13 protein-coding genes are annotated in these 15,685 nt (G+C 59.1%); 10 read left to right on the forward strand and 3 right to left on the reverse strand.

All coding sequences use genetic code 11. The annotated features are described in order from the left end of the window. Nucleotides 1–2: 2 nt before the first annotated feature. Both prpF and prpD read left to right on the forward strand, forming a co-directional pair. Nucleotides 3–1,193, forward strand: a complete 1,191-nt coding sequence (gene prpF, locus ACM1ZW_RS18055) for a 2-methylaconitate cis-trans isomerase PrpF (RefSeq protein ID WP_017337457.1) — start codon at nt 3–5, stop codon at nt 1,191–1,193. A gap of 217 nt (nt 1,194–1,410) precedes the next feature. Then, the gene (prpD, locus tag ACM1ZW_RS18060) at nt 1,411–2,895 is read left to right on the forward strand and encodes a 2-methylcitrate dehydratase (protein ID WP_414878603.1); all 1,485 of its coding nucleotides are present in this window, start codon (nt 1,411–1,413) and stop codon (nt 2,893–2,895) included. A gap of 117 nt (nt 2,896–3,012) precedes the next feature. Here prpD and ACM1ZW_RS18065 read toward each other — a convergent pair whose 3' ends face one another. Then, nucleotides 3,013–3,831 (reverse strand): pyruvate, water dikinase regulatory protein, encoded by an 819-nt coding sequence (locus tag ACM1ZW_RS18065; RefSeq protein ID WP_008027418.1) that lies wholly within the window; start codon nt 3,829–3,831, stop codon nt 3,013–3,015. A 174-nt stretch (nt 3,832–4,005) separates the two neighbouring features. On the opposite strand from ACM1ZW_RS18065, the gene ppsA reads away from it, so the two are divergent. From ppsA to ACM1ZW_RS18105, 8 genes are all read left to right on the forward strand, one after another. Continuing rightward, a complete protein-coding gene (gene ppsA / locus ACM1ZW_RS18070; protein WP_414883413.1) occupies nt 4,006–6,381 on the forward strand; it encodes a phosphoenolpyruvate synthase in 2,376 nt (791 codons plus the stop codon). 93 nt (nt 6,382–6,474) lie between these two features. After that, a complete protein-coding gene (locus ACM1ZW_RS18075) occupies nt 6,475–7,464 on the forward strand; it encodes an alpha/beta fold hydrolase (protein WP_017337460.1) in 990 nt (329 codons plus the stop codon). A 121-nt stretch (nt 7,465–7,585) separates the two neighbouring features. Beyond that, complete coding sequence (gene rraA / locus ACM1ZW_RS18080; RefSeq protein WP_017337461.1) at nt 7,586–8,077, forward strand: ribonuclease E activity regulator RraA; 492 nt, start codon at nt 7,586–7,588, stop codon at nt 8,075–8,077. A gap of 26 nt (nt 8,078–8,103) precedes the next feature. After that, on the forward strand, nt 8,104–9,099 hold the full coding sequence (locus ACM1ZW_RS18085; protein WP_416738978.1) for a zinc transporter ZntB: 996 nt from the start codon (nt 8,104–8,106) through the stop codon (nt 9,097–9,099). Nucleotides 9,100–9,162: 63 nt separating this feature from the next. Further along, nucleotides 9,163–9,411: a hypothetical protein gene (locus tag ACM1ZW_RS18090; protein ID WP_007944521.1), complete on the forward strand. Its 249-nt coding sequence runs from the start codon at nt 9,163–9,165 to the stop codon at nt 9,409–9,411. Nucleotides 9,412–9,413: 2 nt separating this feature from the next. Then, complete coding sequence (locus tag ACM1ZW_RS18095) at nt 9,414–10,238, forward strand: mechanosensitive ion channel family protein (protein ID WP_008027407.1); 825 nt, start codon at nt 9,414–9,416, stop codon at nt 10,236–10,238. A gap of 86 nt (nt 10,239–10,324) precedes the next feature. Beyond that, complete coding sequence (sigX, locus tag ACM1ZW_RS18100) at nt 10,325–10,915, forward strand: RNA polymerase sigma factor SigX (RefSeq protein ID WP_017337463.1); 591 nt, start codon at nt 10,325–10,327, stop codon at nt 10,913–10,915. 107 nt (nt 10,916–11,022) lie between these two features. Then, nucleotides 11,023–12,057 (forward strand): OmpA family protein, encoded by a 1,035-nt coding sequence (locus tag ACM1ZW_RS18105; RefSeq protein WP_414883415.1) that lies wholly within the window; start codon nt 11,023–11,025, stop codon nt 12,055–12,057. 114 nt (nt 12,058–12,171) lie between these two features. Here ACM1ZW_RS18105 and cobA read toward each other — a convergent pair whose 3' ends face one another. Both cobA and ACM1ZW_RS18115 read right to left on the reverse strand, forming a co-directional pair. Next, nucleotides 12,172–12,939, reverse strand: a complete 768-nt coding sequence (cobA, locus tag ACM1ZW_RS18110; protein ID WP_414878605.1) for a uroporphyrinogen-III C-methyltransferase — start codon at nt 12,937–12,939, stop codon at nt 12,172–12,174. Nucleotides 12,940–12,949: 10 nt separating this feature from the next. After that, on the reverse strand, nt 12,950–15,667 hold the full coding sequence (locus ACM1ZW_RS18115; RefSeq protein WP_416738979.1) for a molybdopterin-dependent oxidoreductase: 2,718 nt from the start codon (nt 15,665–15,667) through the stop codon (nt 12,950–12,952). Nucleotides 15,668–15,685 lie beyond the last annotated feature (18 nt).

The following is a 15,685-nucleotide window of genomic DNA, read 5'->3' on the forward strand; positions in this document are numbered from 1 at the left end:
CCATGGCTCACGCACCCCAGATCAAAATCGCCGCCACCTACATGCGCGGCGGCACCAGCAAAGGCGTATTTTTCAGCCTGAAAGACCTGCCCGAAGCGGCACAGATTCCCGGCCCGGCGCGCGACGCCCTGTTGCTGCGGGTGATCGGCAGCCCCGACCCGTACGACAAGCAAATCGATGGCATGGGCGGCGCGACTTCCAGCACCAGTAAAACCGTAATCCTGTCGAAAAGCCTCAAGGCCGATCACGACGTCGATTACCTGTTCGGTCAGGTCTCCATCGACAAGCCATTTGTGGACTGGAGCGGCAACTGCGGCAACCTGTCGGCGGCGGTCGGTTCGTTCGCCATCAGCAACGGCCTGGTGGACGCCAGCCGCATTCCGCACAACGGTGTGGCGGTGGTGCGCGTGTGGCAGGCCAACATCGGCAAGACCATCATCGCCCACGTACCGATCACCAATGGTGAGGTGCAGGAAACCGGTGATTTCGAACTCGACGGCGTGACCTTTCCGGCAGCCGAAGTGCAGGTCGAATTCATGGACCCGGCGGCGGAAGAGGAGGGCGGTGGCGGTTCGATGTTTCCTACCGGGAATCTGGTGGACGACCTCGAAGTGCCCGGCGTCGGGACGTTCAAGGCAACCATGATCAATGCGGGTATCCCGACTATTTTCGTCAATGCCGAAGACATCGGTTACACCGGCACCGAGTTGCAGGGCGCTATCAACGGTGATCCGAAAGCACTGGCGATGTTCGAGACCATTCGTGCTTACGGTGCGCTGCGCATGGGGCTGATTTCCAATCTGGATGAAGCCGCGAAGCGCCAGCACACGCCCAAGGTTGCCTTTGTGGCCAAGCCTGCGGATTACGTCGCGTCCAGCGGTAAAGCGATTGCGGCAGGTGATGTCGATCTATTGGTGCGCGCATTGTCCATGGGCAAGTTGCACCACGCGATGATGGGCACTGCGGCGGTCGCTATCGGCACTGCCGCCGCCATTTCCGGCACGCTGGTAAACCTCGCAGCGGGCGGCATCGAGCGCAATGCCGTGCGTTTCGGCCATCCGTCGGGCACCTTGCGCGTCGGTGCCGAGGCCAGCCTGGTGGACGGTGAATGGACAGTGAACAAAGCCATCATGAGCCGCAGTGCGCGGGTGTTGATGGAAGGGTTTGTTCGCGTGCCGGGAGATTCTTTCTGAACCCGACACGGAACCAGAGATAAACACAAAACCCTGTGGGGGCGAGCCTGCTCGCGATGGCGGACTGACATCCAGCATTCATGTCGACGGATACACCGCAATCGCGAGCAGGCTCGCTCCCACAGTGGACTGCATTTCAATCATAAGAATTTTTCATTAACTGAGATTGCCCTGAACCGAGGTCCCATCAACGAACCACTTCACGAGTGAATCGAACATGAGCACCAACGTCGACCAAAACAACCGCCCCGACTACGACACGGTCCTGCAGGACATTGCCGATTACGTCCTCAACTTCAAGATCGAGTCCAGGGAAGCTCTGGACACTGCCCGCAACTGCCTGATCGACACCCTCGGCTGCGGCTTGCTGGCGCTGCGTTTCCCCGAATGCACCAAACACCTCGGGCCGATCGTCGAAGGCACCGTCGTCCCGTTCGGCGCCCGCGTACCCGGTACCAGCTATCGTCTCGACCCGGTCAAAGCGGCGTGGGACATCGGCTGCATCGTGCGCTGGCTCGACTACAACGACACCTGGCTCGCCGCTGAATGGGGCCATCCGTCCGATAACCTCGGCGGCATTCTCGCGGTGGCCGATCACCTGTCGCAAAAGCGCCTGGCCAATGGCGACGCGCCGCTGACCGTTCGCGCCGTCCTTGAAGCCATGATCATGGCCCATGAGATTCAGGGCGTGATCGCGCTGGAAAACTCCTTCAACCGTGTAGGCCTTGATCACGTCATCCTGGTGAAAGTCGCTTCGACCGCCGTTACTGCCAAACTGATGGGCGCCAATCGCGAGCAGTTGCTGTCCGCGCTGTCCCATGCCTTTGCCGACGGGCAAGCGTTGCGCACCTATCGGCATGCGCCGAATGCCGGTTCACGCAAATCCTGGGCGGCGGGCGATGCGACCAGTCGAGGTGTGCGTCTGGCGGACATCGCGATGCGTGGCGAGATGGGCATTCCCGGGGTGCTGACCGCCAGGCAGTGGGGCTTCTACGACGTGTCGTTCAGCCACACCAACAACGACCTGGCGCTCAAGCCCGAAGACAGGCGTGCCTTCCGTTTCACCCGCTCCTATGGCAGCTACGTGATGGAAAACGTGCTGTTCAAAATCAGCTTCCCGGCCGAATTTCACGCGCAAACCGCTTGCGAAGCGGCTGTGACGTTGCATCCACAAGTCAGGAATCGCCTGCACGAGATCGACAGAATCGTCATCACCACCCACGAGTCGGCGATCCGCATTATTTCCAAGGTCGGCCCGCTGGCCAATGCGGCGGACCGCGACCACTGCATCCAGTACATGACCGCCGTGCCGCTGGCCTTCGGCAATCTGGTGGCCGAGCAGTACGAAGATGACTTCCATGCGGCGCATCCGATCATCGATGTGCTGCGCGAAAAAATGGTCATCGTCGAAGACCCGCAATACACCCGCGAATACCTGGAGGCGGACAAACGCTCGATCGCCAATGCGATACAGGTGTTTTTCAAGGACGGGTCCGGCACCGGGAAGGTGGTGGTTGAATACCCGATCGGCCATCGTCGGCGCCGTGCGGAAGGTATTCCGCTGCTGGAAGACAAGTTCAGGGCGAACCTGCTGACACGATTCACGGGTCAGCGTAGCGAGGAGATTTTTGCGTTGTGCAAGGATCAGGAGCGGCTTGAGGCGACGCCGGTCAACCGGTTTGTGGATTTGTTTGTTATCTAGAGGACCGCGTTATCGTTCAATCGCTAGCAGGCTGCTCCCACAGTTGATTTGTGTTCACCGCAGATCAACTGTGGGAGCCAGCCTGCTAGCGATGAGGCCAGAACAGGCAACAGAGAATTACTTGAACCGCCGCTCCACGCCTTTCTCCACCAGAATCTTCGCCGAAATCTCTTCAACGGAAAAATGCGTGGAATTGATGTGTGCAATGTTCTCGCGACGGAACAGATTCTCCACCTCGCGCACTTCGAACTCGCACTGCGCGTAGCTCGAATAGCGGCTGTTGGGCTTGCGCTCGTTGCGGATCGCGGTGAGGCGGTCCGGGTCGATGGTCAGGCCGAACAGTTTGTGCTGGTGGGCGCGCAGGGCGTTTGGCAGGGTCAGGCGTTCCATGTCGTCTTCGGTCAGCGGGTAGTTGGCCGCGCGGATGCCGAATTGCATGGCCATGTACAGGCACGTCGGTGTCTTACCACAACGCGACACCCCCACTAGGATCAAGTCGGCCTTGTCGTAATAATGCGTGCGCGCGCCGTCGTCGTTGTCGAGGGCGAAGTTCACCGCCTCGATGCGCTCCATGTAGTTGGAGTTGCCGCCGATCGAGTGAGACTTGCCGACGGTATAGGAAGAATGCTCGGTCAGTTCCTGTTCAAGCGGTGCCAGGAAGGTCGAGAAAATGTCGATCATGAAACCATTGGACGTCGCGAGGATCTCACGAATGTCCTGATTGACGATGGTGTCGAAGATGATCGGCCGAAAGCCGTCGGTTTCGGCGGCTTTGTTGATTTGTTGTACCATGGCCCGCGCTTTATCCACGTTGTCGATGTACGGTCGCGTGAATTTGCTGAAGGTAATGTTTTCGAACTGCGCCAGGAGGCTTTGACCCAGGGTTTCGGCTGTGATGCCGGTGCCATCGGAGATAAAGAAAGCAGATCGTTTCATTTGCACCTTGGGCCTTAAGCTAGTAACGAATCTTGGATATGATAGGCGCGATTTGCCGGCCGCCCTTGGCCCGCATTCTCACTTATTTTCCAGGTCCAGGCCATACAGCTGGCAAATGCTCCCTCGGAGCGCCGGCTTCTGAGCTTTTCCAACACAGTTAGTGGAGAGATCACCTTGGTAGAGTACGTAGTTTCCCTCGATAAGCTCGGCGTCCATGATGTGGAGCACGTAGGGGGCAAGAACGCATCCCTGGGCGAGATGATCAGTAACCTTGCAGGTGCCGGTGTATCGGTGCCCGGTGGCTTCGCCACGACAGCTCAGGCTTATCGTGATTTTCTGGAACTGAGCGGCCTGAACGATCAGATCCACGCCGCCCTCGACGCCCTGGACGTCGATGATGTCAACGCCCTGGCCAAGACCGGCGCCCAGATCCGTCAATGGATCATGGAAGCCGAATTCCCCGAGAAGCTCAACGCCGAGATCCGCACCGCATTCGCCACGCTTTCGGCCGGCAACCCTGACATGGCCGTGGCCGTGCGCTCTTCCGCTACCGCCGAAGACCTGCCGGACGCTTCCTTCGCCGGTCAGCAGGAAACTTTCCTGAACATCCGTGGTGTCGAAAACGTCATTCGCGCCGCCAAAGAGGTGTTCGCTTCGCTGTTCAACGACCGCGCCATTTCCTACCGCGTGCACCAGGGCTTCGATCACAAGCTGGTGGCTCTGTCGGCTGGCGTGCAGCGCATGGTCCGCTCCGAAACCGGCACCGCCGGCGTGATGTTCACCCTCGATACCGAATCGGGCTTCCGTGACGTGGTGTTCATCACCGGCGCCTACGGCCTGGGTGAAACCGTCGTACAAGGCGCGGTGAACCCGGACGAATTCTACGTCCACAAACAAACCCTCGAGGCCGGTCGTCCGGCGATCCTGCGCCGTAACCTGGGCAGCAAAGCGATCAAGATGATCTACGGCGAAGTCGCCACGGCCGGCAAGTCGGTCAAGACCATCGACGTCGACAAGGCCGATCGCGCACGTTTCTGCCTCAGCGACGCCGAAGTCAGCGAGCTGGCCAAACAAGCGATGATCATCGAGAAGCACTACAAGTGCCCGATGGACATCGAATGGGCCAAAGACGGTGACGACGGCAAGCTCTACATCGTTCAGGCCCGTCCTGAAACCGTGAAGAGCCGCACCCAGGCCAACGTCATGGAACGTTACCTGTTGAAAGAAACCGGCACCGTGCTGGTTGAAGGTCGCGCCATCGGCCAGCGCATCGGCGCCGGCAAGGTTCGCATCATCAAGGACGTGTCCGAGATGGACAAAGTCCAGCCGGGCGACGTTCTCGTTTCCGACATGACCGACCCGGACTGGGAACCGGTCATGAAGCGCGCCAGCGCCATCGTCACCAACCGTGGCGGCCGTACCTGCCACGCGGCGATCATCGCTCGCGAGCTGGGCATCCCGGCCGTGGTCGGTTGCGGCAACGCCACCCAGCTGTTGAAAGACGGCCAGGGCGTCACCGTTTCCTGCGCTGAAGGCGACACCGGCTACATCTTCGAAGGCGAACTGGGCTTCGATATCAAGAAAAACTCCGTCGATGCCATGCCTGATCTGCCATTCAAGATCATGATGAACGTCGGCAACCCGGACCGCGCCTTCGACTTCGCGCAACTGCCGAACGCCGGTGTGGGCCTGGCCCGCCTTGAGTTCATCATCAACCGCATGATCGGTGTGCACCCCAAAGCGCTGTTGAACTACGACGGCCTGCCGCAGGACATCAAGGACAGCGTCGACAAGCGCATCGCCGGTTACGACGATCCGGTTGGCTTCTACGTCGACAAACTGGTTGAAGGCATCAGCACCCTGGCCGCTGCGTTCACCCCGAAAAAGGTCATCGTGCGTCTGTCGGACTTCAAGTCCAACGAATACGCCAACCTGATCGGCGGCAAGCTCTACGAGCCGGAAGAAGAAAACCCGATGCTGGGCTTCCGTGGTGCTTCGCGTTACATCAGCGAATCGTTCCGCGACTGCTTCGAGCTCGAATGCCGCGCCCTCAAGCGTGTGCGCAACGAGATGGGCCTGACCAACGTTGAAATCATGGTGCCGTTCGTCCGTACCCTGGGCGAAGCGAGCCAGGTCATCGACCTGCTGGCAGAAAACGGCCTGGCCCGCGGCGAGAACGGTCTGCGCATCATCATGATGTGCGAACTGCCATCCAACGCGATCCTCGCCGAAGAGTTCCTCGAATTCTTCGACGGCTTCTCCATCGGCTCCAACGACCTGACTCAGTTGACGCTGGGCCTGGACCGTGACTCCGGGATCATCGCTCACCTGTTCGACGAGCGTAATCCGGCGGTCAAGAAGCTGCTGGCGAACGCCATTGCCGCGTGCAACAAGGCCGGCAAGTACATCGGCATTTGCGGTCAGGGCCCCTCGGACCACCCTGATCTGGCCAAATGGCTGATGGAACAGGGTATCGAAAGCGTTTCGTTGAACCCCGATTCCGTACTGGAAACCTGGTTCTTCCTGGCGGAAGGTCAGGCTTCGGCCTGATTCGTGAATGAAGCCTCGGTCGAGTGGCCGGGGCTTTAAGATTCAAGTAGGGCGGGCTCCTCTGGATGCCGCCCTTTTTTGTGCAAGAGCATTATGCAAAGCAGCAGCAACCTATTTCCTGTCGCCCTGATCAGCGCCGAGCGGCGCGGCGATCTGAGCGAAGACGTTTATCGTTTGAAACCCGGCAACAGTCCCGATGGCACTGTGGAGTTGGCCGTGACCCGATTGGGCATGGCGGATGAGCCCGCGCACGGGGGTGTGCCGGTGATTCTGTTGCACGGCAGTTTTTCCAATCGACGGTTCTGGTTTTCTCCCAAGGGGCTGGGACTCGGGGCTTACCTGACACGCCTGGGATTCGATGTATGGATTCCGGAAATGCGCGGCCATGGCCTGTCCCAGCGCAACCAGAACTACCGCAAAAACCGCGTCGCCGATTACGCTCGTTACGATCTGCCAGCCATCGGCGCGTTCGTGCGTGAGCAGAGTGGCCAGGTCCCGCACTGGATCGGCCACTCGCTGGGCGGGATAACCCTGGCGGCGGCGCTGGGTGGCGAGTACATCGGTGAACCGGTGGTGGCCTCTGCGGCGTTCTTCGGCACACAAGTCAGTCGCACCTACTGGCCGTTGAAGATCCCGCCGGTTGAGTGGAGCGGGCGCTTCATTCTCAAGCGTTTCGCCCAGCTGTCCGGGTCACGGCTCAAGCGCGGCCCGGAGGACGAGCCGATTGGCCTGGCCCTGGAAAGCATGCGCTGGTACGGTCTGTTCGGACGCTTTGGCGATGCCGACAAGGACTGGTGGGCCGGATTGGCCGATGTCCGCTTGCCCGTGTTGGCGGTGAGTGCGGCGGGCGACCATCAGGATCCCGCGTGGGCCTGTCGCAAGTTGTTTGACCAGGTGGGCTCCGAGCACAAGCAGTTCATCAACCTCGGTCGCGAACAGGGCTTTGGCGACAACTTCGGCCACGTGGAAATGCTCGTCAGTAAAGCGGCGCAGACTGAGGTCTGGCCGTTGGTGGCACGCTGGTTGGCCGATCAGCACACGCCGTTGTCGGGAGACAAGCCGGATTTGGCCGCGGCAGTCTGAGCCCGATGCTCTATCAAGGGCATTTCGCTCTGATCGGCTTGCGGCTAAGATATGACGCATTGAGCTTTTCCGGTCACTTTGCGACATCCTCGATTGTCTTCCTCTTTACAGGAGTTTCTCGATGAACCATTACATCACGCCTGACCTGTGCGACGCCTATCCTGAACTGGTGCAAGTGCTGGAGCCGATGTTCAGCAATTTCGGCGGCCGCGATTCCTTCGGTGGCGAAATCGTGACCATCAAGTGCTTCGAAGACAACTCGCGCGTCAAGGAGCAGGTCGAGCTCAAGGGCGATGGCAAGGTGCTGGTGGTCGATGGTGGTGGCTCCCTGCGTCATGCGTTGCTGGGTGACATGCTGGCCGAGAAAGCCGCGAACAACGGTTGGGAAGGGCTGGTGATCTACGGTTGCATCCGCGACGTCGATATCATCGCGCAGACCGACCTGGGCGTTCAGGCCCTCGCCAGCCACCCGAGGAAATCCGACCGGCGCGGGCTCGGCGACCTCAACGTGGTGGTGACCTTTGCCGGTGTGACGTTCCGTCCAGGCGAGTACATCTATGCGGACAACAACGGCGTGATCATCTCGCCAAGTCCGCTGAAGATGCCTGAATAAACGTTGAGCCAGGCAAAGGGGTGAGGATGTTCGAGGAAGACAACGCGCAGTGGGGGCTGGTGCATGCCCTGGTGCTGGATGGTAAAGGCGGTGCGCGTTCGATAGCCCGGACTGAACTCGATGATTTGCAGCTGCAGGCGCACGAAAGCCTGTGGCTGCACTGGGATCGCAGTCACCCGCAAACCCAGACCTGGCTGCGCAAATCCAGCGGCCTGAGTGAATTCAGCTGTGATCTGTTGCTGGAAGAAAACACCCGTCCGCGTCTCTTACAGCTTTCCGACAGCGAACTGCTGCTATTTTTACGCGGCGTCAATCTGAATCCGGGTGCGGAACCGGAAGACATGGTGTCGGTGCGGATTTTTGCTTCGGCACAGCGGGTGATTTCCCTGCGTCTGCGCCCGTTGCGCGCCACTGATGAATTGCTGGTGCAGCTCGCCGAAGGCAAAGGACCGAAAACTGCCTCCGAACTCATCCTTTATATGGCTCAGTACCTCACCAACAAGGTGCAGGATCTGGTCGGCTGCCTCTCGGAAGTGGTCGATGAGGAAGAAGAGAAGCTGGATACCGACGAACGGTATACACCCGAACATGACTCCATTTTGCAGATCCGTCGGAGGGCGGCTGCGCTGAAACGTTTCCTGGCACCGCAGCGGGATATTTTCGGACAGCTGACGCGGATAAAACTACCCTGGTTTGTCGAAGATGAAGGCGATTACTGGAACGAATTGAACAACAGCCTGACCCGCTATCTTGAGGAGCTGGAGTTGACCCGTGAGCGCGTGGGGCTGGTCCTGGAGGCCGAAGACCGGCGATTGAGCGTGCGCATGAACCGCACGATGTACCGCTTCGGGATCATCACCGGGATCTTTTTGCCGATGAGTTTCCTGACCGGTCTTTTGGGTATCAACGTGGGGGGCATTCCGTTCTCTGCCAGCCCCTACGGCTTCCTGATTGCCTGCCTGATGATGGTTTCGGTGGCACTGGGGCAGTGGTGGTTATTCCGACGTTTGCGCTGGGTCTGATGATGAGCCATGTGACCCGTGCAAATCTGGCCGCGTCTTTCACAGACATCACGAGAGGTGCGTATGCACGATCCGTTTGAACAGTCTTTGCGCGACATGCTGAACGCCTCGCCGTCCACTCGGGACGACGATGCGTGTCTGGGCCGTGTCCTGAAAACCGCCAATCGCCAGGTCGGCGCCGGTGATCTGTTCAGCCTGCTGGGCCGCTGGTTGCCCGCGCTGATGATCGCCCTGAATAACGGATCGGCGCACGTTTCGCCGGTTTCCCGTCACCGTAAACCTACCGTTCGCACTGCTGATAAGGCTGATTGAATATGGAACTTGATCTCTGGACTCAGAGCCTCGTCACTGCAATGACTGCGTTATGGACCAAGGTTGCGAATTTCATTCCGAACCTGTTCGGCGCACTGGTCGTGCTGCTGTTGGGTTTCGTCGTTGCGAAACTTTTGGATACTTTGCTGTCGAAGTTGCTCGCCAAGCTCGGTCTCGATCGCTTGATGGGCGGCACCGGTCTGACAAAATTGCTGTCCCGGGCCGGCCTTCAAGTACCGATTTCGACGCTGATCGGTAAAATCGTATACTGGTTCGTTCTGCTGATTTTTCTGGTTTCGGCCGCAGAATCCCTTGGACTTGAGCGAGTTTCAGCTACGCTGGACATGCTTGCTCTGTATTTGCCGAAAGTTTTCGGCGCTGCGCTGGTGCTGCTGGTGGGTGTTTTACTGGCTCAACTGGCCAATGGGCTGGTGCGTGGCGCGGCAGAAGGCGTAGGGCTGGATTACGCTGCAGGGTTGGGGCGAATTGCCCAGGGCCTGGTCATTATCATCAGTATTTCGGTCGCGATCAGCCAGTTGGAGGTCAAGACTGACCTGCTGAACCATGTGATCGTGATCGTATTGATAACCGTTGGTCTGGCGGTTGCGCTGGCCATGGGATTGGGAAGCCGGGAAATTGCCGGCCAGATTCTTGCGGGAATCTATGTGCGTGAGTTGTATCAGGTTGGGCAACAAGTGCGTGTTGGCGAGGTCGAAGGTCAGATCGAAGAGATCGGCACGGTTAAAACCACATTGCTGACCGATGAGGGTGAGCTAGTCTCTCTCTCCAATCGGATCCTCCTGGAGCAGCATGTGAGTAGCCGCTAACCCGGCAAACCCTGCTAATGTATGCCGCCGCAAAATGCCCTGAAGGGCTGCGGCGGACATTGACCTGACTGTCGGCCCGACTTGTTTTGAATAAAGCTCAATCGCTCTCCACGCGCTACGACCCCCGCGAGCTCTCTGATGAGGAGTTGGTCGCGCGCTCGCATACCGAGCTGTTTCACGTAACGCGCGCCTATGAAGAATTGATGCGGCGTTACCAACGAACATTATTTAACGTCTGTGCACGATATCTTGGGAACGATCGCGATGCAGACGATGTCTGTCAGGAAGTGATGTTGAAGGTGCTGTATGGACTGAAGAACTTCGAGGGGAAATCGAAGTTCAAGACATGGCTATATAGCATCACGTACAACGAGTGCATCACGCAGTATCGGAAAGAACGGCGAAAGCGTCGCTTGATGGACGCTTTGAGTCTGGACCCCCTCGAGGAAGCGTCTGAAGAAAAGGCGCCGAAACCCGAGGAGAAGGGCGGACTTGATCGCTGGCTGGTGTATGTGAACCCGATTGACCGTGAAATTCTGGTGCTACGATTTGTCGCAGAGCTGGAGTTTCAGGAGATCGCAGACATCATGCACATGGGTTTGAGTGCAACAAAAATGCGTTACAAACGCGCTCTAGACAAATTGCGTGAGAAATTTGCAGGCATTGCTGAAACTTAGTTCGGCGCAAATATCTCTTACGTGTAGGCAAGTTCTGATAGACTTGCCGCCGAGTTGTCCCCCGGTTTGCGGGACTGCTTCACAATCACCAGATGGGGATTTAACGGATGAAACTGAAAAACACCTTGGGCTTGGCCATTGGTTCTCTTATTGCAGCCACTTCGTTCGGCGCACTGGCACAAGGCCAAGGCGCAGTTGAAATCGAAGGCTTCATGAAGAAAGAGTACTACGACAGCCAGCGCGATTTCAAAAACGACGGCAACCTGTTCGGTGGTTCGATCGGTTACTTCCTGACCGACGACGTTGAACTGCGTCTGGGCTACGACGAAGTGCACAACGTTCGTGGCGAAGATGGTAAGAACATCAAGGGCTCCGACACCGCTCTGGACGCTCTGTACCACTTCAACAACCCAGGCGACATGGTACGTCCGTACGTATCCGCTGGTTTCTCCGACCAGAGCATCGGCCAGACCGGCCGTGGTGGTCGTAACGGCTCCACTTTCGCCAACGTTGGCGGCGGTGCCAAGCTGTACTTCACTGACAACTTCTACGCCCGTGCCGGCGTTGAAGCTCAGTACAACATCGACCAAGGTGACACCGAGTGGGCTCCAAGCGTCGGTATCGGTGTGAACTTCGGTGGCGGCTCCAAGCCTGCAGCCGCTCCAGTTCCAGCACCAGCTGAAGTCTGCTCCGACAGCGACAACGACGGCGTTTGCGACAACGTTGACAAGTGCCCGGACACCCCAGCCAACGTAACTGTTGACGCTGATGGCTGCCCAGCAGTTGCTGAAGTTGTTCGTGTAGAGCTGGACGTTAAGTTCGATTTCGACAAATCTGTTGTTAAAACCAACAGCTACGGCGACATCAAGAACCTGGCTGACTTCATGAAGCAGTACCCATCCACCACCACTACTGTTGAAGGTCACACTGACTCCGTCGGTCCTGACGCTTACAACCAGAAACTGTCCGAGCGTCGTGCAAACGCCGTTAAGCAAGTTCTGACCAACCAGTACGGTGTTGAATCGTCCCGCGTTCAGTCTGTTGGCTACGGCGAATCCCGCCCAGTTGCTGACAACAAAACTGAAGCTGGTCGCGCTGTAAACCGTCGCGTAGAAGCGCAGGTTGAAGCTCAAGCTAAGTAATTAGCCCGCAGCTCTGAGAAAAGCCCGGCTTAGGCCGGGCTTTTCTTTGCCTGCGATTTGGGTTCCAGCATTGGATCTGCGGCGTGGCGAGAAGATCGCAGCCTATGGCAGCTCCTACAAGGATGTACGCAGGGCCAATGTTGGAGCTGCCGCAGGCTGCGATCTTTTGATCTGCTCGTCAGCCGCCACCGCGCCAATCACCAGAATGGCCGGGCTTTTCAGCTCAAAGGCGTAGGCATCTTCTTCCATTGCCGTCAGATCGCTGCGGCATTCCCGCTGGTGTGGCAGGGACGCGTTTTCAATCATCGCCACCGGTGTATCTGCCGCCATCCCTCCAATCAGCAACTGCTCGCGAATCTCACTCAGCTTCGCCACGCCCATATAAACCACCAATGTCGTGCCGCCTTGGGCGAGGGCTTGCCAGTTCAGGCTGCTGCCATCCTGGGTGTGGGCCGTCACCAGCGTCACACCGCGCGCAACGCCCCGTAGCGTCAACGGAATATCGCATTGCGTTGCACCGGCGAGTCCGGCGGTGATGCCATTGACCAGCTCGACATCGACCCCGCGCTCGCGCAGCCACTGGGCCTCTTCACCGCCGCGACCAAAAATGCACGGGTCGCCGCCCTTGAGCCGCACCACGCATTTGCCCTGACGGGCATAACGCAGCATCAATCGATGAATGAACGCCTGAGGCGTGGAGCGACAGCCACCGCGTTTGCCCACGGCAATGATTCGCGCCCGTGGACAATGCTCCAGCACCGCTTCGTTCACCAGATCGTCGATCAACACCACATCGGCTTCGCTCAACGCTCGAACAGCCTTGAGGGTCAGCAATTCCGGGTCGCCAGGACCTGCACCCACCAGCCAGACTTTTGCGTTCATAGTGTTTTCCTCACGAGATGACGGCGATCGGCTGCGCAGTGGCGGCCAACAAACGCTTTATTTCCGGGACGCAGGAGCCGCATTGCGTGCCGCAGCCCAATTCTTGTTTCAAACCTTGCAAGTCCAGGCCTCGACGGATGCCGGCGCAGACCGCGTTCTGGCTGACGTTTTTGCAGTTGCACAGGGTTTTGGTGCCGGCGGTCGGCGCGCTGGCGTTACCAGGCGGCGCGCTCAGCGGTGCAAGCAGCCAGCGCCGCAGTTGCTGGTCGACGCGACCTTCGTGCCAGAGGTCCTGCAGCCAGTGCTGGGCGAGGGTTTCGCCAGCGAGACGAATCGAGGTAATTCGGCCGTTCTCGATCCGCACCCGTTTACCGATGGAGCGCCGAGGGTCGTCGTAGGCCAGTACCGGACCCTCGTTGAGCCTCAGGCAGTGGTCGATATCACGCAGTAATTGCGGGTCTGGCGCTGTGGCGCTGGAAGCGCGTATGAGCAGCGCGGGGCGTTCACGGCCAACAAGGCTGAGGCTGGCGTAGGAAAACGCCTCGCAGAGTGGTCGTAGCGTCTCAAAATGCTGTTGGATATCGCCCTCGACCAAGGCGAAAAGGTTCCAGGGCAGGTTTACCGGGTCAACTCTTACTCCGGTGTGTTTGAGTTCCGGTTGTTTCGACAATGGATCAAAAGCCGGTTGGGTGATCGAATTGACACCACCCTTCAGGAAGCGATCGCCCCAGTGCATGGGCAGGAAGGCCTGGCCAGGACGCACACTGTCGTCACTGCCGACGGCAACAATGAGCGCGCCGCGACGGCTTTTCAGGCTGACCAGCTCACCGGGTTGCAGTCCATGGCGGTGCAGGTCATCCGGGTGCAGGCTCAACACGGCTTCACTGACATGACCGAACAACTGCGCGGCCGTACCGGTGCGGCTCATGCCGTGCCATTGATCGCGCAGGCGGCCGGTAATCAGGGTCAGCGGGAATTCCCCATCACGTTGTTCCCGGGCGGCAAGATACGGATCGGCGATGAACCGGGCGCGTCCGCTGGCGGTCGGGAAAATACCGTCCACGTACAATCGGGTCGTACCTTCACTGGCGTTTGCAGGAAATGGCCATTGCTGCGGCCCGAGACGGTCGATCAGCTCATGGCTGATGCCGGACAAGTCCAGATCACGGCCGCGAGTCAATTGCTTGTACTCATCGAAGATCTGCGCCGGGGTCTCGAACGCAAACAGACTGGCTTGATCGGGACGCAGATGTTTTTCCAGGCGCTGTGCGAAATCTACCGTGATCGCCCAGTCGGAACGCGCTTCACCGGGGGCGACAATCGCACGGCGGACATGGGAAATCCGCCGTTCAGAGTTGGTGACCGTCCCTTCCTTTTCACCCCAGCTGGCGGCAGGCAACAGCAGGTCGGCGAACGCGGCGGTTTCGGTGGTGCGAAAGGCTTCCTGCAACACCACGAACGGGCAGGCTTCCAGCGCTGCGCGCACGGCGGTCTGGTCCGGCATCGATTGCGCGGGGTTGGTGCAGGCAATCCACAGGGCTTTGACGGTTCCGCTACGAACCTGCTCAAACAGCTCGATCGCGCTGAGCCCGGTGCGTTCAGGCAATGGGTCAACGCCCCAGTAGGCGGCCACTTCCGCGCGGTGCTCGGCATTGGCCGCTTCGCGATGGCCGGGCAGTAAGTTCGACAAACTGCCAGTTTCCCGTCCCCCCATGGCATTCGGCTGGCCGGTCAGGGAGAAAGGTCCTGCACCCGGACGGCCAATCTGCCCGGTGGCGAGGTGAAGGTTGATCAGCGCGCTGTTTTTCGCGCTTCCGGCGGTGGACTGGTTCAAGCCCATGCACCACAACGACAGGAAACTCGGCGAGGTACCCACCCACTCGGCACATTGTTGCAGTTGTTCAACGCTGATCCCGCACAGCTGCGAAACCATTGGTGGCGTGTAATCGCGAACCAGGTCTTTCAGTTCGGCCAGCCCTTCGGTGTGGGCCTTGATGAAATCGCGGTCGATCCAGCCTTCCCACAGCAACAGGTACAAGATCCCATGGAACAACGCGACATCGGTGCCCGGAAGAATCGCCAGATGCAGGTCAGCCAAGTCGCAGGTGTCGGTGCGACGCGGGTCGATGACGATGACTTTCATCTGTGGCCGGCGGGATTTTGCCTCTTCGAGGCGCCGAAACAGTACCGGGTGGGCGTAGGCCATGTTGCTGCCGACGATCATCACGCAGTCGCTGGATTCCAGGTCTTCGTAGCTGCATGGCGGTGCATCGGCACCGAGGCTGCGCTTGTAGCCGACCACTGCCGAGGACATGCACAACCGCGAATTGCTGTCGATGTTGTTGGTACCGACCAGTGCTCGCGCCAGTTTGTTGAAACTGTAGTAATCCTCGGTCAGCAGTTGCCCGGAAATGTAAAACGCCACGCTGTCCGGGCCGTGTTCGGCGATGGTTTTGGCGAAGACGCTGGCAGCGTGATCAAGGGCCGTGTCCCAATCGGTGCGGCTGCGGGCCAGGCCCTTGCCGAGGCGCAGTTCCGGATACAGCGCTCGGGCCGCGAGGTCACCGGTCAGGTGCAGGGTCGAACCCTTGCTGCACAGTTTGCCGAAGTTGGCCGGGTGGGCCGGATCGCCGTTGACGCCGAGGATGCGCTCGCCGTCATGCTCGATCAGCACGCCGCAGCCGACTCCGCAATAGCAGCAGGTGGAGGCGGTGATCTGGCGGTTCATCAACTGGCTTCCTTCAAG

Origin of the sequence: Pseudomonas sp. NFX71 (genome assembly GCF_048079215.1) — a bacterium.
GTDB classification, from domain to species: domain Bacteria; phylum Pseudomonadota; class Gammaproteobacteria; order Pseudomonadales; family Pseudomonadaceae; genus Aquipseudomonas; species Aquipseudomonas fluorescens_B.

Bases quoted from the DNA above. Each gene is read 5' to 3' on its own strand.
- ACM1ZW_RS18095 (WP_008027407.1), top strand. From the start codon at position 9,414: ATGGAACTTGATCTCTGGACTCAGAGCCTCGTCACTGCAATGACTGCG.
- ACM1ZW_RS18115 (WP_416738979.1), bottom strand. From the start codon at position 15,667: ATGAACCGCCAGATCACCGCCTCCACCTGCTGCTATTGCGGAGTCGGC.
- ACM1ZW_RS18075 (WP_017337460.1), top strand. From the start codon at position 6,475: ATGCAAAGCAGCAGCAACCTATTTCCTGTCGCCCTGATCAGCGCCGAG.
- prpD (WP_414878603.1), top strand. From the start codon at position 1,411: ATGAGCACCAACGTCGACCAAAACAACCGCCCCGACTACGACACGGTC.
- rraA (WP_017337461.1), top strand. From the start codon at position 7,586: ATGAACCATTACATCACGCCTGACCTGTGCGACGCCTATCCTGAACTG.
- ACM1ZW_RS18090 (WP_007944521.1), top strand. From the start codon at position 9,163: ATGCACGATCCGTTTGAACAGTCTTTGCGCGACATGCTGAACGCCTCG.
- ACM1ZW_RS18085 (WP_416738978.1), top strand. From the start codon at position 8,104: ATGTTCGAGGAAGACAACGCGCAGTGGGGGCTGGTGCATGCCCTGGTG.
- cobA (WP_414878605.1), bottom strand. From the start codon at position 12,939: ATGAACGCAAAAGTCTGGCTGGTGGGTGCAGGTCCTGGCGACCCGGAA.
- ACM1ZW_RS18105 (WP_414883415.1), top strand. From the start codon at position 11,023: ATGAAACTGAAAAACACCTTGGGCTTGGCCATTGGTTCTCTTATTGCA.
- prpF (WP_017337457.1), top strand. From the start codon at position 3: ATGGCTCACGCACCCCAGATCAAAATCGCCGCCACCTACATGCGCGGC.
- ACM1ZW_RS18065 (WP_008027418.1), bottom strand. From the start codon at position 3,831: ATGAAACGATCTGCTTTCTTTATCTCCGATGGCACCGGCATCACAGCC.